The following is a 19,919-nucleotide window of genomic DNA, read 5'->3' as shown; positions in this document are numbered from 1 at the left end:
ACCGGGTTTCACGCGACTATGAACGTGCGTGACGCAAACTCACGCACACCGCTGGACGGGAGGGTCCAAAGTGAAGCTTCATTTTCTGGGATCAGGTGGATCGAACACGAACGGTTGCCCATCGCTGTACGCGACAGACCGGAGCACATTCCTGGTGCAGGGCTGGACGACCGACACCGCCGACACAGTCGAAATCCCGCACCTGCTCACCGGTTTCGCACAGCCACGCACCTACCTGGGCGCAACGCTCACCGACACCGGCCGAGGCACGTTCACCGTGACCGGCCGCCCGATCACCGAGGCGGACACGCTCGCGCAGATCGACCTGGCTGCCGACGAGACAGCCATCGAGGTACCGCTACGAAAGCGAGAGTTCTACGGTCATGCAGCAACTCAGTGACGACGGGTTCGCCGAACTGTTCGGCAGAACCACGCGCGACGCGTTCCACCTAGAGGTCCAAGACACCTACGCCGTGGACCTCGAAAACGGGCCTTACGCGCGATGGTTGGCCGGTGAACCCGACGACTACGGATGGATGACGCCGTGGCTCGACCAGGTGGCCGACCTGACCGCGTCCGGTGCGACTGTGCGCCGGGTTCGGGTGGTCAGCCGACCGCACACCGACTACACGCGGTGGTGCCTGCACGTCGCCCAGGAAAACATCCGTGCGGGTGAACAGGTTCAGTACATCGACCGCGCCGACATCAACCCTGAGCTACTGACCACTGACGATTGGTGGCTCTTCGATGACGAGGTCGCCTCGTTCAACGTGTTCGAGCCGTCCGGCCGTTTCGCGGGCGGTGCGGTGACCACCGACCCCAGGATTCTCGCGATGCTGCGGGAAGTCCGAGACACGGTCTGGCTGAAGTCGGTTCCCCGTGATGAGTACGCCGCCGGAGAACCCCAGCGGTGACAAGCGCCGTCCACGCGGCACGCGAGGCCCTGGGGCTCCAGCTCCGGGGCCTTCGCCACGATGCCCGACTCACCGGCCGCGCTCTTGCGGGTCTCGCGGGCTGGCACGAGTCCAAGATCAGCAAAGTCGAATACGGCAAACAGACGCCGTCCGAGGACGACGTTCGGACATGGTGCGAGCACACCAACAGCACCGAACACCTGCCCGATCTCATCGCAGCGCTCCGCAACATCGAAGCGGCCTACCTCGAGTACCGGCGCGTCCTAGCCACCGGCACGAGGCGACGGCAGAAACAGGCCGTCAAGCTCGAAGCCGACACCGAGGTCACACGCTGGTTCGAGCCGCAGGTAGTGCCCGGCCTTCTCCAGACCGCCGACTACGCGCGCTGGATACTCGCCCGCGTCACCGACTTCTACGAAACCCCGAACGACCTTGAGCAGGGCGTAGCCGCCCGCATCGAACGGCAACGGGTGCTCTACCACGGCCGTCATCGGTTCTGGTTCGTCATCGCTGAGCAGGTGCTCCACACAACAGCCGGTGACGACCAGATCATGTTGGGCCAACTCGACCGGCTCCAGACCGTCATGGAGCTTGCGCGGGTGTCGTTGGCGATCGTCCCCGCCGCAGCGGTCTACCGGGCACCGACGATCAACGGGTTCGTCATGTTCGATGACCGACTGGTCCAGGTCGAAACCATCTCCGCAGAGCTGAACGTCACCCAGCCACGAGAGATCCGGCTCTACGCACGAGCGTTCGACGTCCTCGCCCGTCAGGCAGTCACCGGAGAGCGCGCACGGACGTTGATCCGGCGAGCGATGGAAACACGGCTGAGCGCCCGCTGACCTACGAGACGACGACAGCCCCGGAATCGGTATGACTCCGGGGCTGTTCTGTGTCGGCGGGCGGAGGCGGCTGCGCCCTGTGCCGGGCGAACAGACTCACCCGGTCACCAGACTCCCCCGCGACCGATTTCGGGCGGCTACGGGGCATCCTCCACTTATTCGGAGATCCGCCAAGTATCTACCGTTTATGGCGAACCACCCATGAATCACCATGAGACCCCGTGAGCACCCATTCAGCAGGTCAAGTTGCTAATTGCGGGGTGTCGACGGGGTCTCAGGGTGATCGGGATTTGCTTGGACCTCAGAATCCCTAGGTCGCAGGTTCGATTTCTGCCGGGGGCGCAACCCTCCACCTGCGTTTCCCGCAGGTGGAGGGTTAGTTTTGGCGTCGCAGGTTCGATCCCTGTGGGAACCGTGACCTCGTTCAGCTTTCGCCGCAAACGATCCGCTCCGTCAATCGCCTGTTCTCGGTCTCCACCCGCAGCGCCAGCCGAGCTCCGGCATGACGGTGCGTCCGGCTCCGAAACCATCGGATCGAGGGGATCGACGTTTGTCGCCAGCCATTCATGGGCTCAGTCAGAGTCGGACTGGGCGATCCATCAGTACAGAACCGAATTCGCAGTGGTTGATCGGAGTGGCATCAGACCTGATTCATTCCACCGTCGATGTAGAAGTTCGCGCCGTAGACGAAGCTGCTCAGCGGCGAGGCCAAGAACGTGACGGCGGCCGCGATGTCCTCCGGTTCGCCGACCCGCGCAGCGGGCAATCCCGACGCGATGGCCGATTTCATCTCCTCGGCGCGCTCACCGAAGACATCGTCCCACAGCGGGGTGTTCACTGGCCCGGGCGAAACGACGTTCACCCGGATGCCTCGACCACTCAGTTCGTTGGCCCAGGTGCGAGCGTACGCTCGCACAGCGGCTTTCGACGCCCCGTACGCACCGAAGGATGGCGTCCCGCTCCCCCCGCCGAAGTGGAGGCCGCGAGGATGACCGCGGCCCCCTCGTTGAGAAACGGCAGGGACTTCTTCACGGTCAGGAAGGTTCCCTTCACGTTGATGTCGAAGATTCTGTCGTGGTCTTCCTCGGTGAGGTCCTCGAGAGAGGCGAGGTGGTTGATCCCCGCATTCGCGAACAGGATGTCCAAACCCTGCCCGCGCTGACTCACCTCCGCGTACAGGCGATCCACGTCGGCTGAGACGCTGACGTCGCCGACCACGGCCGTCACGCCGCCGATCTCCGCGGCGGCTTTCTCGAGTTCGTCCTTGCGTCGCCCGGTGATGAAGACGTGCGCACCCTCGGAGGCGAGCTGCTTCGCCGTCGCAAGTCCGATGCCCATGCTGCCGCCTGTGACGACGGCCGTCTTGTTTTCGAAATACCCCATCTGGTCTGCAACCCATCTTTCCGAATCGTGTACCGATTGTTGGACATGCGAGTCGAGCGCCCCGTCCGCGCAGAACCTCGAAGGGCTTCCGGTCACGTCGGTGGTCTCGATCACCGGCGTTTCCCAGCACTCTTCTGACGGTCTGGGGAGAAGGGCACGCCCTTTTCAGGCTCGAGCTCGGGCGTCGACGAGGTCGCCGCGACCTACCTCATCGATCTCGAACTGGCAGCGGGAGAGTTGTCGTGCACGCAGTGATGTCGCTCGTGCGATCACCTCTTGCTGCGCTGGGTTGTACAGCTCGCGCCGGGCCTCGGCGAGCGCGTGGCCGACGGCCTCCGAGCCGTCGACAGCTCGCCAGTTCGCGTCCGACGCCGCGATCCTGTCCGCGATTCGCTGCCGCGCAACCTCGTTCGCGTTCCCAGGTAAGACACCGAACGCCAGACGCAGCGGGGCTGACTCTGCCGAGATCATCGGCAACAGGTCGGGAAGCACATCTCGTGCGGCGAGCCGCGCATAGACCTGGAGGAATGCGCGGTCGGGCGCTGAGAGCCCGCGAGCGACCGCTTCGAAGCCGCGCGGCGTGTCCAGCGGAGCGTGTTCTCGGGCGACGGCAGCCACGTCGTCACGCACCCGCATCAGATGTTCGATTGCCGCTCGAAGTTCGGCATCGAGCTCGCGCGATGCGTCGGGACAAGTGACGTCTATGTCCGTGATCCGCGCGAGCGGTATTCCGAGCTCTACGAGGCGGCGTGTGCGCGCCAGTGAGATCAGGTGCCTGACGCGATATTGCTTGTACCCGTTGTAGCGGCGGTCGGGTTCTTCCAGCAGGCCCACGCGGTGATAGTGCCGAATGGTGTTCACGGTCGTCCCGGTGAGTTCGGCCAGCTCTCGCGTACTCCATGCCACGTTGGCCTCCTCATGCGGATTGCGGCGGATACATGCGGTGACAAGTGCGGTTTCGGTGCCATCCAGTCTTCGCCCGTGCCGATCACTACCGTCGCAGAGGCAGTACTCGATTCGCGTCGGTGACAATTGCCTAGATCTCCCCGCTTGCCCGTGTGCCGGGGGCGCATCACAGGCTGCAGCGTGTGCCGGCGGGCGGAGTTTCGAGGTCGAGGAGATACGCGTCCACCACGTCGTCGACGCACTCGCTACCGCCGAGCAGGTAGGCGCCGTGTTGCTTGCCGTCGACGGTGAGCAGGCTTGCCCCGAGGGCTTGCGCCATCGCGATACCGCCCGTGTGCGGCGTGGCGGGGTCACCGGTGGTCGACACGACGAGTGTCGTGGGGAGGGCTTCGGCATCGGCGAGCCAGGGCTCCTCACGCGTGGGCGGTGCGGGCCACGCCTCACACTCGCTGTGGTAGTTCCCGGCTGTGAAGACGTCGAGATCGAACATCGGCGCGGCATCCCCGATCTCGCGTGCGAGCGCTGTGTGTTCCGCGGGCGCCAATCGGGGCCAGTCCATGCAACGCACGGCGATGCTGGTGTCGAGGTCCGGGAAGCCGGCGCGCAGGGCGAGCACTTCGTCGGCGCGCCCGGCCTCGAGCGCGATCAGGGCGGAGATGACTTCGGGCCATCTCGCCTCCGCGTACAGGCCGCCGCTGATTCCGAGGTAGACGTCCCAGACGCTGACGGTTCGGCCGCCGACCGTCGGCGCCGGCGTCTCGTTGAGCGGCCGCACGATCTCGTGCAGGCGATCGTTGGCAGCCGCGGGTTCAGTGCCGAGTACACAGTCGGGCGATTCGGCGCAGAGCACGGCGAGGTCGTCGAACCGGGCCTGCAGGCCTTGGAATTGGGACAATCGGAATTGGCTCGCCGTCAGGTCGGGCGCGACAGCTCCGTCGAGAACGATCGCGCGGACCTTCTCGGGGTAGGTCGTGGCGTACATGGCGCCGAGCTCGGAGCCGTAGCTGTAGCCGAGGTAGGTCAGCCGGTCGTCACCGAGCACCGCTCGCATGATGTCCATATCGCGCACAACGTTCGTCGACCCGGCGTTCACCAGGTTCGCGACGCCGCCGGAGCCGTCGGCGCAGCGCTGCGCGAGTTCGACTGCCTGCTCGGCGCTCGTGATGTCGTACACGGCGCCGAATCGCGGGCCGTCGCCGGCGTCGTATTCCTCGTCGGTGTAGCAGTCGAGGGCAGGGGTCGACGATCCGGTCCCGCGAGGGTCGAAGCCGACGATGTCGAAGCGCTCGCCGACGGGGCTCGCCTGCCACAACAGTGCGGTCGAGGCGACGAGGCTGGTGCCGGAGCCTCCCGGGCCTCCTGGGTCGACCAGTAACGAGCCCTCGGCCTCGCCCGTGGCGGGCAAGCGCAGGAGCGCGACCTGTGCCCGCTCGCCCTCTGGCTCGTCGTAATCGAGCGGCACCTGCACCGAAGCGCATTCGAGTGCGGGGTTCGCGAACAGCTCGGCGTCCGCCGCGCTCGTCGCGGTGCCCGCGCACCTGCCCCAGTCGAGCTCTTGCACGAGGTAGGCGCCGAAGTCCTCGTCAGCGCCGGAGCCCGGTGCGGGAGCAGCGGGCGTACAGCCGGTGAGGAGGAGGGTGGCGGCTGTGGCGAGCCCGGTCGTGAGGCGCCGGGACCGATTCGAGAGTCGAAGACGTGATCGCATGCGTTTCCTTTGTCGTGTCCGGGGCTGGATCTGGGACATCAGCTGCCGATCCCGTCGGTGTCGGCATCCAGGAGCCGGTGATGGCGGAAGGTGAGCGTTCGTTCGATTCCCGCGAGGCCCGCGCTGACGGTGAGAGCCGTGTTCGCCCAACCCGGCAAGTCGACGGGCGAGACGAACGGGCTGAAGCGATCAGCCCAGAACCGCAGATGGGTGACCAGCTCGAGCAGCTGCGGTGCGAGGAGGATCAGGTCGACCGTCAGCACGATGACGGCGCCGGCGGCCAGCGCGCGCCCGGCCCCGGGGTGTCGCAGGGAGAGCTGGGCGCGCCAGTGCTCGGGTGTCCCCGGCGCTGGATCCAGACGTCGCTCGCTGCCATCAGCACTGATCAGGTGGATCCGCCGCATGCCGAATCTGCTCGCGGCGACCACGATGGTTTCCGAGCCGAGCGGGAACCGGACCGGCATATCGGAGGTCTGCACGTGCCGGTCGTCGCGATAGAGCGACGCGCGCCCCGACAGGTGATCGACATCGACCGTCGCTGTCGACCCATCGGGAAGTTCGACCGCGAATCGTGTGCGTTCCAGCGCGAGGGAGCGGCGGAACGGCGGCAACGGCGCTCCCGGCTCCGGAGCTGGCGTCGACCATGCTCCCGGGTCGCCGTCGAGACCCTCGAATACATCGCGGCCGTCGCTCCAGCCGTCGTATCGAGAGCCCTGCCGCTCGCCGTCCCAGGGTTCGCGCCAGTCGCTCACGCCTGATCCTGTCCGGGGTCGGGACTGGAGGAAGCACCACAACGGAACCTTTCTAGCATGACCATGCCAAATAAAATAGCATGAACATGCTAGAAGTGCTAAGGTGAGGTTCGTGCCCAAGAGAGTTGACCCGGATGTCCGCCGGGAGCAGGTCGCCGACGCCGTGATCGACGAGATCGCCGAGCACGGGCTGCGTGCGGTGACCCTCGCCCGGATCGCCGCACGCACCGGCTTGGCCATCGGGAGCATCCGGTACTACTTCGGCGACACCGTCCGCGAGGTCATGCGCTTCACCTTGGGCGTCCTCATGCAGCGCGCCGTGGGCCGCGCCGCGACGATGTCCGACGACCCGATAACACGGATCGCGGACGTCATCACCTTCGCCGCACCCACCAGCGAGCAGGAGCGCAAGGAGAACATCGCCATGGTCGAATACCGCGTCATGGCGCGCACCGATACCGAGCTCGCGGCCGACGTCGCCGCGACCTCCCTCGCGGGCGCGGAGGTGATCCGCTCACTGATGCGTGATGCGCTGGCCGACCGCGCGATCGACGAGGAAGCGCTGCACCGCGAGGCGCTCCTGCTGTTCGCCCTGGTCGAGGGCTTCTCGTTCAGCTCGGCGCTGTTCTCCGCCCCGTTGCGCGAAACGGACATCCGTGCCGTCGTGACGGCGACTGTGCTCCGTCTGCGCGACGCCTTTCCGCCTTCCGAACACGAGGCGGATCGATGAACCGCTCGCCCTCTCAGGGATTCAACAGGTCGCGGAGCTGTTTGCGGGAGCTGATGCCGAGCTTGCGGTAGATGTTGCGCAGGTGGGCATCGATGGTGCGAGGACTCAGGAACAGCTGGGTAGCCACTTCCCTGGAGGTGGACCCCTTCGCGACGAGGCGAGCTACCAACTGCTCATGAGCGGTGAGATCGGTGGTGGGTTCCGCGCCGCGACTGCGCGGGTGCTGTCCGGTGGCGCGCAATTCCCGGGCAGCGCGCGCGGCGAACGCGTCCGCGCGCATGTCGGTCAGCATCTCATGTGCGATGCGAAGCTGTTCCCGAGCCGACTGCCGAAGTCCTTCTCGGCGCAACCACTCGCCGTAGACGAGATGAGTACGCGCGAGATGGCCTTTCATTCTGCTGTTCTGCAGGTGGCCGATCGCGTCCCGGTAGTAGGTCTCAGCGGTCGGACCGGTGGCGACAAGGGCTCGCGAACGGGCGGCTAGCCCCAGCGCCCATGCACTGCCGCTGGCGGCAGCTCGCGCGGAGAGCTCGTCCGCCGCCGCTCTCGCCCCATCCGGGTCGTTCGCGCGAACCGCCGCCTCGACCAGCTCGGGAAGGGTGAGACTACTGTTCACGAGCTCGCCCGTCTCGTTCGACCGCGCGGCAGCCTCGCGCGCCGCCACATACTGGCCCAGACCGTTGAAAAGCACCGCGAGGGCGTAGTGCGCGGTCGCCGCTTCGGAGAGCCTGTCACCTGCGTTCGCGACACTGGCCTTGAACAACCTTCGCGTTTCGAGTTCGTCGCCGCCCCACGCAGCGACGTAGAGCTGCCCGTACAGCAGCGGTACGGCACCTGTCGCCAGCGTGATCGTGGTTTCCTCGGCAGCGACCTCCGCGGCGCGGGAGAGCTCGCCCGTCAGAACCAGTGCCGAGGACAACGCGACAAGGGACAGTGGAAGTGTCGTCAGCGCGCCTGCCTCGCGTGCGAGTCGTACGTTCCTGTCGGCGAGCATGATGCCGATGTCTTCGTCGAAAAACGCCGCCGCGGTTCGAGTCGCCAGCCACAACCATCGTCGGCTCCCCATCTCGCCGGTGGCCTCCCCGTCGAAGCCGTGGTCGCGGAACGCTTCCAGCGCGCGTCGAACATGAGGGGCGCCCGCTGCGTACCCGATCGCGAAGGTCGCCACCAACGCGTCGAGAAGCAGATCCGGCGGGCTCGGTTCACCCGGAGGTGGCGGCGCCGATCGCGCCACGTCGGCAACCTCGGCCACGCTGGAGGCATCGACCACAAGGGTTGCGTCGATGGCGTGAAGGTAGGTTTCGCGCGCCAGCGCCGGATCGAGAACCGTCAGCTTCCTGGCGGCGTCGAGCAACATCGCCGAAACGTCGTTGCTCTGGGTCAGATGAAAGGCGATTCGCGCTCGAAGTAGATCGACCCGGGCACGCTGGAGCTCATCGAGCGGGCCCAGTTCGGCGACCGCGAGCAGTTCCTCGGCGGCCGCCGATGCTCCCGCGTCGTGTTTGGCATGCGCGGCCGCCAGCGCTCGCCGTGAACGTACGGTGGGTTCCGGGGTGAGTTCCGTGGCGCGCTGAAGGAATACCCCCGCCGCTGCGATACCACCGCGGGCGCGTGTCCGTTCGGCTGATCGCTCGAGTTCGGCCGCTGCGTCCTCACTTGCCCCCACGACCCCGGATGCGTGGTGCCAGGCTCGGCGATCTGGATCGGTGTGGGGATCAGTCGCCGCGGCGAGGGCGCGGTGAGCGCGGCGACGAGTCTCCGGCGTAGCGGACCGGTACACAGCGGAGCGCACCAAGGGGTGACGGAACCGCACTCTGGTATCGACTTCTATCAGTCCGGTCTCCTGCGCGGGCTCGACGGCCGCCTGCGCGATGCCCAACTCCTCGGCTGCACGCCACAGCAGAGCCGCGTCTCCTGTCGCGTCCGCCGCGGCGAGCAGCAGCAAGAGCTGGGCGTCTTCGGACAGCCCTGCCGAGCGACGCCGGAAGCTGTGCTCGATCCGACGAGGGACGCTGAGCGCGCCGGGCGATTCGAAACCTCCTGCGAGCTCGGTCAGGCGAGCGCGGCGCGGGAACTCCAGGAGCGCCAGCGGGTTACCTCTCGCTTCCGCGAGGATCCGATCGCGCACTTTCTCGTCTACGGGAGCGTGCGCTCCCCGCATGAGCAGCGAGCGCGAGTCAGCATCGCGCAGCCCTTCCAGGCGCAACTCCACCCCATCGGCGATCACGGGGTGGGGGCCGGTCTCGAGATCGCGTGAGGCGAACATCATCGCCACCCGCTCGTGTGCGATCCGCCGGCTCACGAACGCGAGGACCTGCGCAGATCCCTGGTCGAGCCACTGCGCATCGTCGATGAGACACAGCACAGGCGCAGCTTCGGCAGCGTCGGTCAGGAGGCTCAATGTCGCCAGGCCGACCAGGAACATGTCGGGCGCAGGCCCACTACGGCTTCCGAAAGCTATTTCGACAGCGACGCGCTGAGCCTCAGGGAGCCGTCTCGCTTCGTCGAGCAGCGGCGCGCACAGTTGATGCAGGGCGGCAAAAGCGAAGAGCGCCTCGGACTCCGCGCCGACGCACCCCACCACGCGGAAGACCGGGCTGCCGACTTCCCGGGCATAGTCCAACAGTGCCGTCTTGCCGATCCCGGCTTGCCCGCGCACGATGATCGTCCCGCTGTTACCCACGCGCGCGGCCTCGAGCAGCTTGTCGACCGCCTCGCGTTCCGCGCGACGGCCCAACAGCGTCGTCAGCTCCATATGCGTCCGATCCGCAAATATGTTCTGCACCGCAGGGTACACAGCGTCCACCCCCGGTCGAACCTGCACGGGTATGCGCGGACGTTGGACTTCTTGACTGTGTGGTGACCACACGGTGTTGGCTCGCCGACAGGACTCGAGACCGAAAGACGAAGGAGATCCACGATGACCGCGCACCTCAGCCACCCCGACGGCCTGCTCCAGCAGAAAGACTATGCACCCGTCGCCACGACCACCGGCTCCCGCCTGCTGCTGGTGGCCGGACAGCTGGCTGTGACGCCTCTCGGTGAAACGACCGCGACCGACCTCGCGGCCCAGGTCCATGACGCCCTCCGCAACGTCGCGACAGCGGTGCGGGGCGCGGGGGGCGATGTCACCGACATCGCGCGATTGACCTTCTATGTCGCCGGCTGGACCACCGACATGGCCGACGCACTGTGGGAAGGCACCTCGCGCGCCCAGGAATCCGATGGTTTCAGCGCCCCTCTGCCTCCTGTCACCGTCATCGGCGTGCAGACCCTGTGGAGGCCCGACCTCCTGGTGGAGATCGAAGCCACTGCCGTCCTGGACTGATCTATGAGAATGGCCGCCAGCCTGCCGACAGACACTTCTCGCATCAGCGGGGACGGTGTCACGGGAGCGTCCAGAACACCCTTGTCACCAAGTAGAAGAAGATCGCGGCGAGGGTCAGGAAACCTACCGAACAGGCGAGGCCGACCATGTCGGTGCGGGGATCGGGGCGGGGGTCCGAGCGCATCCAGAAGCCCAGCGCGCGGGTGACGACCGGCATCACCACCCAGGTCAGCAGGCTGACCGACAGGATGTTCCCGACCAGCAGGCTGATCCACAGCTGCGCGCCGGGCCAGACCTCGGCGATGGCCACGGTGAGGATCACGACCGTCGGATACAGGCCGACCAGGACCGACAGGGCCGTCTTCCACGACGCGGGACCACCCTCCTCGCCGGTCCGGCTCGGCGGAAACCACGACCCGTAGGGGTTGGCGATCCGGTGCACCTCGAACTCCCGGAAGTCCGGCGCTTCCTCGAGCAGCGCTTTGCGCTGGGGTGATTCGAGCCAATGGTTGAGATGCTCGGCCGAGGCGAAGGAATAGATGATCGTCCAGTCGCTCTGGACGCCGGGAATCGGCCGGTGCAGCCCGGATCCGCGGAAGCCTCGAAATGTCCGCTCTACCTCGGTCACGCGGTCCTGCCAGGCGATGAACTCCGCCTCGCGTTCGGGCGCCACCGGGTGTGAGACGACGACGGTCACTACCTCTTCGTCCGGCTCGTCGACCAGCACATGCTGCGTCGACGGCTGCTCGAAGAGCCCGGTTCCGCGCGCGAGGAGTTGGTCCCGTGTATCGCTGACGAGCCAGCGCTTCAGGTGGACGATGTCGTCGAACCGATACACGACCGACCAGTCCGACTGAGCGTCACCCGGAGGCGTCACATCGGCGCCGAGGAAGCCCGGGAATGCCGCGGCAGCGTCGTTCACCTCCGCCTGCCACCGCCGATACTCGTCCTCGCGGCCGACTCGGGGCTGTTGCGTGATGACCACCGTCGCCGCGGCGGCCCTCGGCGGCAGGGCTTTCGAAGCCGACATGTCAGTACGGGTGCTTATCGGCCTTTTCGGCCCAGGTCTTGTACGCTTCGGCGCCCAGATCCCGGCGGAACTGTTCGATCTTCACGGACCGCTCGGGCAGGGGTCTGGTGAAGTCCTCGTATTGATACGCGTCATCGAAGCCGATTTCGCTGGTGTCGGCCAGGTCGCTCGCGAAATGCACGGCGTCGAGACGTGCCCAATAGATCGCGCTCATACACATGGGACAGGGTGCGCCGCTGATGAATATCTCCATCCCCATCAACATTTTCGCGCGTTCCGGAACCTTGTCGGGAGATCCTTCGGGTCGCGGGACCAATTCGAGCGTCGACTCGTTCTGATGCTCTTTCGAAATACTCGGGGACTCACCGTTGAGCACCTGGGTCGCCTTGCGGATGGTTTCTATTTCGGCGTGGGCGGTGGCATCACCGGTGAGCAGCACCCGATTCTGACCGCGCGCGACGATCACCCCGTCCTTCGCGATGACGGCACCGAACGGTCCACCCCAATCGTTGTCGACAGACTCTTTCGCCAGCCTGCATGCCTCTTCCATGAGTTCATCCGGTGTCATAGGACATTGCACCTCGAATTGTGGTTCGGACGTACTTCATCGAGCCTCTGCCGCATACCGAATCTACCTCCGGCCCGATCCCCGGGGAACAGCGTGCGCAATGGCGACGCATTCGTCTGACTTTGGAAACCACTCCGTGTCCTTGGACCAGATCGCGGCCGACAGCGACCGGGTCGAGCTCGCCGGGTTCGGCCCGGCTCACCCTTTTCGGGTGAGCCGCACACGCCGCCGCTGTGTGACTCTCGCCATCGCGGCACTGTTCTGCGATCCAGCGAACCGGCCGAACCGCAGCTCTTCCGCACGACCCACTGTCCGGCATTCACAAACAAGGAGAATCCGTTGAAACTCAGAAACAGCGTCTGTGGGATCGCCTCGATCGCGGTGGTTCTGCTGATGACCGCGGCGTGCGGCTCCGATGACGACTCGTCCGCACCGGCAGCCACCTCGACCACCCAGACCACCGAGACCGACGCCATGCGCAGCAGCGTCGCCGCGACGGCGTCCTCGATGCTGAGCACGGTGCGCGACACCGCGGATCAGGCGGTGCAGGACGCGATCAACACGGTCCTGGCCGCCGCGCCGGTCACCTTCGCCGCGGGAAGTTCCGATCTCAGCGCGGCCGCCACCGCAACCCTCAAAGCGGTAGCGGTGCCCCTGCAGGGCAACGACACCCAGATCCAGATCACGACCTACGCCGAGGATTCGAATATCGCCTCGGCCAAAGCCCTGGCCGAGGCGCGCGGCGACAACATCGCGGCCGCCCTCGAGGGCGACGGCGTCGACAAGTCGCGCATCACGGTGAAGTCCGACGCGAATCCCTCCGATCCGGAGGTCGACGCCAACGAGGCCGCGATCACGGTGGTCGACGAATAGCGGCTTGCCGAAGGTCTGTCAGACACCGCCGTGACCTGCGCTGATGCCGGTCACGGCGGTGCGATGCCGGGCGGGGTACCCGGGCCGGGTAATCTTTCGCCTCATGTGGATCATCCTTGCCATCTCCGTGGTCAGCTCGGTCGCCATCGCGATCTTGTTCGCGACGGGCTTCCCCAAGGACTGAGCATGTGCCGATAGCCCTGTGCGCGGCGGGCATCGGCGATCCGTGCCGTTTTCGTCCTGTTCAGTGGCGATCGGCCTAGAGTTGACTGATTGTGCGGGGCACTGTGGCGGGGGATGGTGGGCTTGCCTTCGCGGTGCGGCGACGTCGCAAGCCTGGGGCTTTCCGGGTGTATTGGACGCTGGCGCGGGCGGGATTCAAGCGGCAGGCGCAATACAAGCTGGCGATGTTCGCCGGGCTGTTCACCAATTGCGTGTTCGGGTTCGTGCGTGCGGCGGTGATGGTCGCGGCGGTGCGGGCCGCCGGTGATTTCGGCGGGTACGACGAAGGCACCATCGGGGCCTACGTGTGGTTGTCGCAGGCGCTGCTGGGCGCCACCCAGTTCATGGGGCCGCAGATCGACCTGGTCGACCGGATCAAGACCGGTGACGTGGCGATCGATTTCCTGCGTCCGATCGACGTGCAACTCGGCTACCTGGCCACCGATATGGGCCGCGCCGCGTGCACGATCCTGCCGCGCGGAGTGCCGAGCATCGTCATCGGCGCCGCCACCTTCGGCTTGTCGATGCCGAGTACGCCGGTGGCCTATCTGCTCGGCCTGATCAGTGTGCTGCTCGCGGTGGCCCTGTCGTTTCTCTGCCTGTTCGCGGTGGCGCTGATCGGGTTCTGGGTGGTCGAGATCCGTGGCATCCGGGTGCTGTATCAGATCGTCGGAACGTTTCTGGCTGGGCTTTTCGTCCCGGTGCACATGTTTCCCGACTGGTTGCGTGTCGTCGCCATGTCTACACCGTTTCCCTCCATCCTGCAGGCCCCGATCGATACGCTGTCAGGGCGGGCCGCCGGGTCGGACGCCTTGATCATCGTTGCGATACAAGGCTTCTGGGTGTTGGTGATCGGACTGCTCGGCAGGGTGTTGCTGCGGGCGGGACAACGCAGGCTGGAGGTACAGGGTGGCTGAACCGGATTCCGCGCGCGTTGTTGCCGGGACCTGGTTCACTCCCTATCTCGCAGTATTGCGTTCGCGTGTGAAAGCACAGCAGGTGTACCGCCTTTCGTTCGCCACCGAGGTGTTCAGCGCCTTCCTGATCGGGCTGGTGGAGTTCGCCGAGGTGTGGGTCATCTTCCACAATGTCAAAACACTCGGCGGCCTCGATGTGGACGCGGCGCTGCTGCTGTTCGGGCTGTCCAACACCTCGTTCGCGCTGGCCCAGGTCGCGGTCGGGCATCTGGATTCGCTGCCGTCGATGATCCGGATGGGCACGCTGGACGCGTATCACCTTCGCCCACAGCCGTTGCTGTTGCAGCTGGTGACCAGCGACATCTCGTTACGCAGGCTCGCGCGGGCCGCTGTCGCGGTGATCGTGCTCGGGATCGGGCTGTGGCGCAACGATATCGACTGGGGCATCGCCCCGGTTACCTTGATCGTGATCACCCTGATCAGTGGAATCGCGCTGTTCTGTGGCCTTTTCGTGTGCGCAGCCGGACTACAGTTCTTCTTGATCGACGGTGCCGAGCTCACCAACAGCTTCACCTACGGCGGTTCGTTCGCCGCGATGCAGCCGGCCTCGGTGTTCCCGACACCACTGAAACTGTTGTTCGGGTTCGCGATTCCCGTCGCGTTCACGGCATACGTGCCGACGATCGCCCTGCTCGGTTTGCCGGGGCCGCCACTGTTGCCCGCGTGGTCGGCGTGGCTGACGCCACTCGCCGCGGCGTGGGTGTGGCTGCTCGCATCGGCTGCGTGGCGGATCGGTACGAGGCACTATCAGGGAGGAGGGGGATAACGATGGACGAGCACGAGAACCAGGATCCGATCATCGACATCGATGACCTCACCCGGCAATTCACCGTCTACCGCAAGAACGGCAGCCGCTGGCGCCGACATCGCGACACCATCACCGCCGTCGACCGGATGAGTTTCCGGATCGAACGCGGCTCGGCGGTCGGCTATATCGGCGCCAACGGCGCGGGCAAGTCGACGACCATCAAGATGCTCACCGGCATCCTGGTGCCGACCACCGGAACCGTGCGCACCTGCGGCCTCGAGCCGGTGCGTCAGCGTAAGGAACTCGCCTCGCGCATCGGCGTCGTGTTCGGGCAGCGTTCGCAACTGTGGTGGGATCTGCCGCTGCACGAGTCGTTCGCGATCCTGGCCGCGATCCATCGTCTCGATCCCGATATCGCCGACAAGCGGACCCACGAACTGGTGGAACAGCTGGAAATGGCCGACACCCTCGACACTCCCGTCCGCCAGCTCTCGCTCGGTCAGCGCATGCGCGCGGAAGTTGCGGCCGCACTGTTGCATTCGCCCGAGCTGGTGATTCTGGACGAGCCGACGATCGGCCTCGATGTGCTGTCCAAGCAGCGATTACGTGAGTTCCTGCGCGCCGAACGGATCGAGCGCGGCACCACGCTGCTGCTCACCACCCACGACATGGGCGATATCGAACGACTCTGTGATCGGGTGCTCGTCGTCGATTACGGCAGGCTGGTGTACGACGGTTCGCTGGCCGGGCTCGGCGCCACCGTCGGCGCGCGCCGGGTACTGGTGGTGGACCTGGCCGCGCCCACACCGGATCTCGATGATCTGCCGTCCGGGGCCCAGTTACTGTCCAGCGAGGCGGGCGGCATGCGCCAGCGCCTGGCCTTCGACGCCGAGAAGACCACCGCGGCGGCGTTACTGGCGGCGGTGTCGGACCGGGCGCAGGTGCGCGATCTGTCGATCGAGGAACCCGATATCGAGGACGTAGTCCGCCGGATCTACGAGTCGACCCGCTGAATTCAGCTCGGCCCGTCCGGGTTTCCCGAGTACATGCGCACCTCGCCGCCCTCCCCCAGGAAGGCGTTGACCAGCATGATCCGCTGCGCGCGCAGCTCCTCGTCGCCGGGGGCTCCGGTGGTGATCGAAATCTGTGGGATGGCAGCCCAGTTCACGACGTAGCGCTCGGGCGGGCCGTCGTCGTCGGACAGGCGCGCGAGCCGGAACACCGACACCGCACGACGTTCCATGAGGCCGCGCACGACATCGGCGATGCGCTCTGGGTCCTCCAGGGCGAACAGGAACCCGAAGGTCAGCTCGGGCGATGACACGTAAGCGGGCACAATCACCGAGATTAGTGCATGCGGCCCCGAAATGATTGCCGGAAATGTGCCACCACGGTTACCCGGGAGTGCTCGTGGGGAGACCCGGCCGTAATGGTGGATAACAATTTCCGCCGACCACCGAGTTTGTACACCCTACTATTGCGCGTCGGCGCCGCATCGCGCTTTCCTGAAAGGGTCCCGATTCCCCCGGGCCGTCTTCTCCACCCGCAGCGTCGCGGACTCTTGTCGACGTCCGGGCGGGGCTACGCCGGTGCCGGGGAGTGCACCCCCATACCCATCCTCCTCGGCTCTGGCGTATCCATGCACAAAAGCGTTGTCAGGGGGCGTGCCCATGCCGATCGATCACGGCCACCGTCTGGATGCCGCACAACTGCCGACTCCCTCGGCACTGTTGCGGGCCTTTCTGGAAACCGACCACCCCGACCCGGCGCCACACCGGGTTCTCGACGCCGCCCGCGGGCTCGCGAGCTGCCACGATCGCCGGCGCAGAGTGCTGGAGCAGGCACGCGACCCCGCCGCGTCGAGCAGCACCGGCGCGGCGTGCGCGCGACTGGTCGACGACATCGACAACGACCGCGGCGCGCTGATCGCCCGCATCGACGACTGGGTCGCCGCCCACGTGGCACACCGCGACGGCGCCTCGCTGCACACCGAGACCCTCGGCGCGGTGATCGACCGGATGGCCGCGAAATGGATCGCCGCCCAGCAGGCCATGGCGGGACCGGCTCAAACGACGACGACACCACGGCAGCGGGAGGCTCGCACCCATCTGCAGTGGTGTCGTCTTGCCGAATTGACCGACGGCTACCGAGATCTGATCACCGATGTCACCGAACACCGCAGGCGGTTGCCGGTGTGGTGAATCGTCAGGCCTTGTCGCCCGGTTCGGCGAACACCGGCGCCGAACCGAGGTCGCCGTCGGCCGGAGCGTCGAGGTCGACCGGGTCGGTCTCGGCATCGCGTGCCTTCGCCAACTCCGCCTCGGCCCGGTCCTGCGCCGCGTCGCGACGAGCAGCAGCCGCGGCTTCTCTCATCTCGATCGCGTCGGTGACGAACTCACCGATCTCCCGGGCAACCTCGGCGACCGTTCCGGTGATCAGCATCGCGATCTTGCCGACCCGCTGGGCACCGGAGGACGTCAGTTCCTGGACCAGATCCTTATTGCTTTCGAATTTGCCGACCATTTACACGCCCACTTCGGTTGCCTTCCGATTACGCATAACGATAACACCGGGCTTGGGTGCCCTCTTCACGAAACGATCGGGCACCGCGAGCAGGAAGATCTTGGCCCAGACCGAACCGATCTGCTTGGAGAAACGACCGGTGTTGTAGGGCAGGCCGTACTTTTCCGCCAGCGCCTTCACCTCGGGCGCGATCTCCGGGTACCGGTTCGCCGGGATATCGGGGAACAGGTGGTGCTCGATCTGGTGCGAGAGGTTGCCCGACATGATGTGGAACAGTCGCGAGCCGTTGATGTTGGCCGAGCCGAGCATCTGACGCACGTACCACTCACCGCGGGTCTCGACCTCGGTCTCCTCCTTGGAGAACGTCTGGACGCCCGACGGGAAGTGGCCGCAGAAGATGATCGAATAGGTCCACAGGTTGCGCACCAGGTTCGCGGCCGCGTTGCCCGCCAGCGTGTGCAGGAACAGCGGGCCGGTGAGCGCCGGGAACATCACGTAGTCCTTGAGGACCTGCTTGCCCGCCTTCTTGCCCTGCCCCTTGAGCAGCGGCTTGAGTTCGGACCACTTGCGCTTGCCCTTGATGATGTTGTCGGCTTCGAGGTCGTGCAGCATCACGCCCCACTCGAAGAACGTCATCAGCAGGAAGGCGTAGAGCGGGTTGCCCAGGTAGTAGGGGTTCCACTTCTGCGCCTCGTCGATCCGCAGGATGCCGTAACCGATGTCGCGATCCATGTCGACGATGTTGGTGTAGGTGTGGTGCATGTAGTTGTGCGAGTGCTTCCACTGATCGGCCGGGCAGACCGTGTCCCAGTCGAATTCGCGGGAGTTGATGCCGCGCTCGCGCATCCAGTCGTACTGGCCGTGCATCACGTTGTGGCCGATCTCCATGTTGTCGAGGATCTTCGACACACCGAGCGCGGCGACGCCGGCCAGCCAGAACGGCGGCAGGAAGCCCAGGTACATCAGACCGCGGCCGGCGATCTCGAAGCCACGCTGGGTCTTGATGATGTTGTAGATGTAGTCGCGGTCGCGTTCGCCGAGGTCGTCGACGACGCGGGCGCGGATCGCGTCCAGCGCGGCGCCGAGTTCTTCGACCTGCTCCGGGCTCAGGATGACCGGACCGTCTGTGCCTTCGGTGAGGATCGTCATGGCTGTATCTCCCCTTGCTGGTGTTCGGTGTCGTTCTACAGTGCGATGTCGACGTCGCCGACCGCTGTGTTGATGCAGACCTGGATCTGCTTGTCGGGCTCGGCGTCGAGTTCGCCGGTGCGGATGTTGCGGGTGCAGCCGGAGACCTTGGTCGCGGTGCAGGAGAAGCAGATCCCCATGCGGCAGCCGTATTCCGGGGTCAGGCCGGACGCTTCGGCCTGCTCGAGCAGCGTTGCTCCGGTGTTGTCGGCGGCAACGTCGCTGCCGGAGAAGGTGACCGTGCCGGTGGCCTCGGACGGGTCCGCCGGGACCGTGGTGAGCGTGAATTCCTCACTGAGCACCCGATCTTGGAGACCCTCGGCCTCGAAGATCGTGTGCACCGCCCGCATCAGCGGCGGCGGCCCGCACACGAAGGTCTGCGCGTCGGCGAACCAGGGCGCGACCCGCTCGAGCTCGTCGTAGTCGAAGAATCCACTGCCGGTGGAGGTTTCACCGTCGATCACCGTGCCCGGCTCGACCGGGTAGCGGTATTCGATACGGAAGTTGGCGCGACGCTGCGCGATCGAGGACAGCTCGGCCCGATGCGGCACCATCTCGGGCTGACGGGCGTAGTGCAGGAAGGTGACCTGCCCGGTGTAACCCTCGGCGTCGAGGGTCCGCAACATCGACAGTACCGGCGTGATCCCGCTGCCACCGCTGACCAGCAGCACCTTGCCGGGCCGGCGCTCGGGTAGGTGGAACACACCGGCGGCGGGCGCCAGGTCGACGACCATGCCCGGCTTGGCGTTGGCGTGCAGGTAGTTCGAGACGAGCCCGCCCGGGTGCGCCTTGACGGTGAGCTGCAGGTAGCGCTCGCCGCGGCTCTCCGGGTCGATCGGCGAGTAGCAGCGGGTGTGGCGCACGCCGTTGATCGAGACGCCGATCTGCACGTACTGACCGGCGGCGTGGCCGCGCCACTGCCGCGAGGCACGCAGGGTGAGCGTCACCGAGCCGGGCACCGCGTGCGAGACATGGGTGACCTCGGCGCGCAGTTCCCGAGCGGTGAGCCCGGGGCGGACGAGCTCCAGGTACCGGTCCAGCGGGTGCGGCGTCGTCAACGTCTGCACCAGATCGATCAGTCCCACCATGTCGTGTTGCCCCTTATTGCGAAGTACGGAGAAGTCCAGCGACGTGCTCGTCAAATTTCAGTGCACGTCTGTACACTCACTAGTGTGCCCGATGGCCCCGGGCCACTGTCAACCGGCAATAATGTGAGGCGGACAACATCAT

The 19,919-nt window shown here is 66.1% G+C and carries 20 protein-coding genes and 1 pseudogene; 10 read left to right on the top strand and 11 right to left on the bottom strand.

Features of this window, described 5'->3' with window-relative positions; genetic code table 11:
• The first annotated feature begins 28 nt into the window (after positions 1 to 28).
• From ACFWFP_RS25825 to ACFWFP_RS25815, 3 genes are read left to right on the top strand one after another with little or no spacing between them, the layout of a single operon-like run.
• On the top strand, positions 29 to 400 hold the full coding sequence (locus tag ACFWFP_RS25825; RefSeq protein ID WP_379299130.1) for a hypothetical protein: 372 nt from the start codon (positions 29 to 31) through the stop codon (positions 398 to 400).
• Entirely contained in the window at positions 384 to 914 is a 531-nt protein-coding gene (locus ACFWFP_RS25820) for a DUF6879 family protein (RefSeq protein ID WP_379299128.1), read from the top strand. The genes ACFWFP_RS25825 and ACFWFP_RS25820 overlap by 17 nt, the downstream gene beginning before the upstream one ends.
• On the top strand, positions 911 to 1,756 hold the full coding sequence (locus tag ACFWFP_RS25815) for a helix-turn-helix domain-containing protein (protein ID WP_379299126.1): 846 nt from the start codon (positions 911 to 913) through the stop codon (positions 1,754 to 1,756). The genes ACFWFP_RS25820 and ACFWFP_RS25815 overlap by 4 nt, the downstream gene beginning before the upstream one ends.
• Positions 1,757 to 2,396: 640 nt before the next feature.
• Here ACFWFP_RS25815 and ACFWFP_RS25810 read toward each other — a convergent pair.
• From ACFWFP_RS25810 to ACFWFP_RS25795, 4 genes and pseudogenes are all read right to left on the bottom strand, one after another.
• A pseudogene (locus ACFWFP_RS25810) lies at positions 2,397 to 3,094 on the bottom strand (SDR family NAD(P)-dependent oxidoreductase).
• Positions 3,095 to 3,304: 210 nt separating this feature from the next.
• Positions 3,305 to 4,045 carry a MerR family transcriptional regulator gene (locus ACFWFP_RS25805; RefSeq protein ID WP_379299265.1) on the bottom strand — a complete coding sequence of 247 codons (741 nt, stop codon included), beginning with the start codon at positions 4,043 to 4,045 and terminating at the stop codon, positions 3,305 to 3,307.
• Positions 4,046 to 4,211: 166 nt separating this feature from the next.
• On the bottom strand, positions 4,212 to 5,750 hold the full coding sequence (locus tag ACFWFP_RS25800; protein WP_379299124.1) for an alpha/beta hydrolase: 1,539 nt from the start codon (positions 5,748 to 5,750) through the stop codon (positions 4,212 to 4,214).
• Positions 5,751 to 5,788: 38 nt separating this feature from the next.
• On the bottom strand, positions 5,789 to 6,502 hold the full coding sequence (locus tag ACFWFP_RS25795) for a hypothetical protein (protein ID WP_379299122.1): 714 nt from the start codon (positions 6,500 to 6,502) through the stop codon (positions 5,789 to 5,791).
• Positions 6,503 to 6,614: 112 nt separating this feature from the next.
• On the opposite strand from ACFWFP_RS25795, the gene ACFWFP_RS25790 reads away from it, so the two are divergent.
• Entirely contained in the window at positions 6,615 to 7,232 is a 618-nt protein-coding gene (locus ACFWFP_RS25790; protein ID WP_379299120.1) for a TetR/AcrR family transcriptional regulator, read from the top strand.
• A gap of 13 nt (positions 7,233 to 7,245) precedes the next feature.
• Here the strand turns inward: ACFWFP_RS25790 and ACFWFP_RS25785 are convergent, their stop codons facing one another.
• Positions 7,246 to 10,311, bottom strand: a complete 3,066-nt coding sequence (locus tag ACFWFP_RS25785) for an AAA family ATPase (protein WP_379299118.1) — start codon at positions 10,309 to 10,311, stop codon at positions 7,246 to 7,248.
• Here ACFWFP_RS25785 and ACFWFP_RS25780 point away from each other — a divergent pair.
• Positions 10,243 to 10,560, top strand: a complete 318-nt coding sequence (locus ACFWFP_RS25780) for a RidA family protein (protein ID WP_379299116.1) — start codon at positions 10,243 to 10,245, stop codon at positions 10,558 to 10,560. The genes ACFWFP_RS25785 and ACFWFP_RS25780 overlap by 69 nt on opposite strands.
• Positions 10,561 to 10,618: 58 nt before the next feature.
• On the opposite strand, the gene ACFWFP_RS25775 is transcribed toward ACFWFP_RS25780, so the two are convergent.
• Both ACFWFP_RS25775 and ACFWFP_RS25770 read right to left on the bottom strand, forming a co-directional pair.
• Positions 10,619 to 11,590, bottom strand: coding sequence for an antibiotic biosynthesis monooxygenase (locus tag ACFWFP_RS25775; protein ID WP_379299114.1), 972 nt, complete (start codon positions 11,588 to 11,590; stop codon positions 10,619 to 10,621).
• A 1-nt stretch (position 11,591) separates the two neighbouring features.
• Positions 11,592 to 12,158, bottom strand: coding sequence for a nucleoside deaminase (locus ACFWFP_RS25770; protein ID WP_379299112.1), 567 nt, complete (start codon positions 12,156 to 12,158; stop codon positions 11,592 to 11,594).
• 339 nt (positions 12,159 to 12,497) lie between these two features.
• Between ACFWFP_RS25770 and ACFWFP_RS25765 the strand changes: the two genes are divergently transcribed.
• The 4 genes from ACFWFP_RS25765 to ACFWFP_RS25750 all read left to right on the top strand — a co-directional run bounded on the left by ACFWFP_RS25765 (position 12,498) and on the right by ACFWFP_RS25750 (position 15,991).
• Complete coding sequence (locus ACFWFP_RS25765; RefSeq protein ID WP_379299110.1) at positions 12,498 to 13,031, top strand: OmpA family protein; 534 nt, start codon at positions 12,498 to 12,500, stop codon at positions 13,029 to 13,031.
• Between the two features lie 275 nt (positions 13,032 to 13,306).
• Complete coding sequence (locus ACFWFP_RS25760) at positions 13,307 to 14,170, top strand: ABC transporter permease (RefSeq protein ID WP_379299109.1); 864 nt, start codon at positions 13,307 to 13,309, stop codon at positions 14,168 to 14,170.
• On the top strand, positions 14,163 to 14,996 hold the full coding sequence (locus ACFWFP_RS25755; RefSeq protein WP_266298325.1) for an ABC-2 family transporter protein: 834 nt from the start codon (positions 14,163 to 14,165) through the stop codon (positions 14,994 to 14,996). The genes ACFWFP_RS25760 and ACFWFP_RS25755 overlap by 8 nt, the downstream gene beginning before the upstream one ends.
• Positions 14,997 to 14,998: 2 nt before the next feature.
• Complete coding sequence (locus ACFWFP_RS25750; RefSeq protein ID WP_379299107.1) at positions 14,999 to 15,991, top strand: ATP-binding cassette domain-containing protein; 993 nt, start codon at positions 14,999 to 15,001, stop codon at positions 15,989 to 15,991.
• A 2-nt stretch (positions 15,992 to 15,993) separates the two neighbouring features.
• On the opposite strand, the gene ACFWFP_RS25745 is transcribed toward ACFWFP_RS25750, so the two are convergent.
• Complete coding sequence (locus ACFWFP_RS25745; RefSeq protein ID WP_379299105.1) at positions 15,994 to 16,320, bottom strand: hypothetical protein; 327 nt, start codon at positions 16,318 to 16,320, stop codon at positions 15,994 to 15,996.
• Between the two features lie 328 nt (positions 16,321 to 16,648).
• Here ACFWFP_RS25745 and ACFWFP_RS25740 point away from each other — a divergent pair, with 328 nt between their 5' ends.
• A complete protein-coding gene (locus ACFWFP_RS25740; RefSeq protein WP_379299103.1) occupies positions 16,649 to 17,179 on the top strand; it encodes a DUF4254 domain-containing protein in 531 nt (176 codons plus the stop codon).
• A 4-nt stretch (positions 17,180 to 17,183) separates the two neighbouring features.
• Here ACFWFP_RS25740 and ACFWFP_RS25735 read toward each other — a convergent pair whose 3' ends face one another.
• From ACFWFP_RS25735 to ACFWFP_RS25725, 3 genes are read right to left on the bottom strand one after another with little or no spacing between them, the layout of a single operon-like run.
• The gene (locus ACFWFP_RS25735; RefSeq protein ID WP_379299101.1) at positions 17,184 to 17,501 is read right to left on the bottom strand and encodes a hypothetical protein; all 318 of its coding nucleotides are present in this window, start codon (positions 17,499 to 17,501) and stop codon (positions 17,184 to 17,186) included.
• Positions 17,502 to 18,650, bottom strand: coding sequence for a fatty acid desaturase family protein (locus tag ACFWFP_RS25730; RefSeq protein WP_379299099.1), 1,149 nt, complete (start codon positions 18,648 to 18,650; stop codon positions 17,502 to 17,504).
• Between the two features lie 35 nt (positions 18,651 to 18,685).
• Complete coding sequence (locus tag ACFWFP_RS25725; RefSeq protein WP_379299097.1) at positions 18,686 to 19,777, bottom strand: ferredoxin reductase; 1,092 nt, start codon at positions 19,775 to 19,777, stop codon at positions 18,686 to 18,688.
• Positions 19,778 to 19,919 lie beyond the last annotated feature (142 nt).

The sequence above is a fragment of the Nocardia sp. NPDC060249 genome, from assembly GCF_042728755.1.
Classification (GTDB): domain Bacteria; phylum Actinomycetota; class Actinomycetes; order Mycobacteriales; family Mycobacteriaceae; genus Nocardia.
The sequence above is the reverse complement of the archived record's forward strand: the minus strand, read 5'-3'. Positions and strand labels throughout refer to the sequence as shown.

Coding starts and splice junctions, on each gene's coding strand:
- ACFWFP_RS25785 (WP_379299118.1), bottom strand. CDS start 10,311: ATGGACCTGGGCCGCGAGGTCGGTCGCGGTCGTTTCACCGAGAGGCGT.
- ACFWFP_RS25725 (WP_379299097.1), bottom strand. CDS start 19,777: ATGGTGGGACTGATCGATCTGGTGCAGACGTTGACGACGCCGCACCCG.
- ACFWFP_RS25775 (WP_379299114.1), bottom strand. CDS start 11,590: ATGTCGGCTTCGAAAGCCCTGCCGCCGAGGGCCGCCGCGGCGACGGTG.
- ACFWFP_RS25820 (WP_379299128.1), top strand. CDS start 384: ATGCAGCAACTCAGTGACGACGGGTTCGCCGAACTGTTCGGCAGAACC.
- ACFWFP_RS25800 (WP_379299124.1), bottom strand. CDS start 5,750: ATGCGATCACGTCTTCGACTCTCGAATCGGTCCCGGCGCCTCACGACC.
- ACFWFP_RS25750 (WP_379299107.1), top strand. CDS start 14,999: ATGGACGAGCACGAGAACCAGGATCCGATCATCGACATCGATGACCTC.
- ACFWFP_RS25730 (WP_379299099.1), bottom strand. CDS start 18,650: ATGACGATCCTCACCGAAGGCACAGACGGTCCGGTCATCCTGAGCCCG.
- ACFWFP_RS25740 (WP_379299103.1), top strand. CDS start 16,649: ATGCCGATCGATCACGGCCACCGTCTGGATGCCGCACAACTGCCGACT.
- ACFWFP_RS25770 (WP_379299112.1), bottom strand. CDS start 12,158: ATGACACCGGATGAACTCATGGAAGAGGCATGCAGGCTGGCGAAAGAG.
- ACFWFP_RS25735 (WP_379299101.1), bottom strand. CDS start 17,501: ATGGTCGGCAAATTCGAAAGCAATAAGGATCTGGTCCAGGAACTGACG.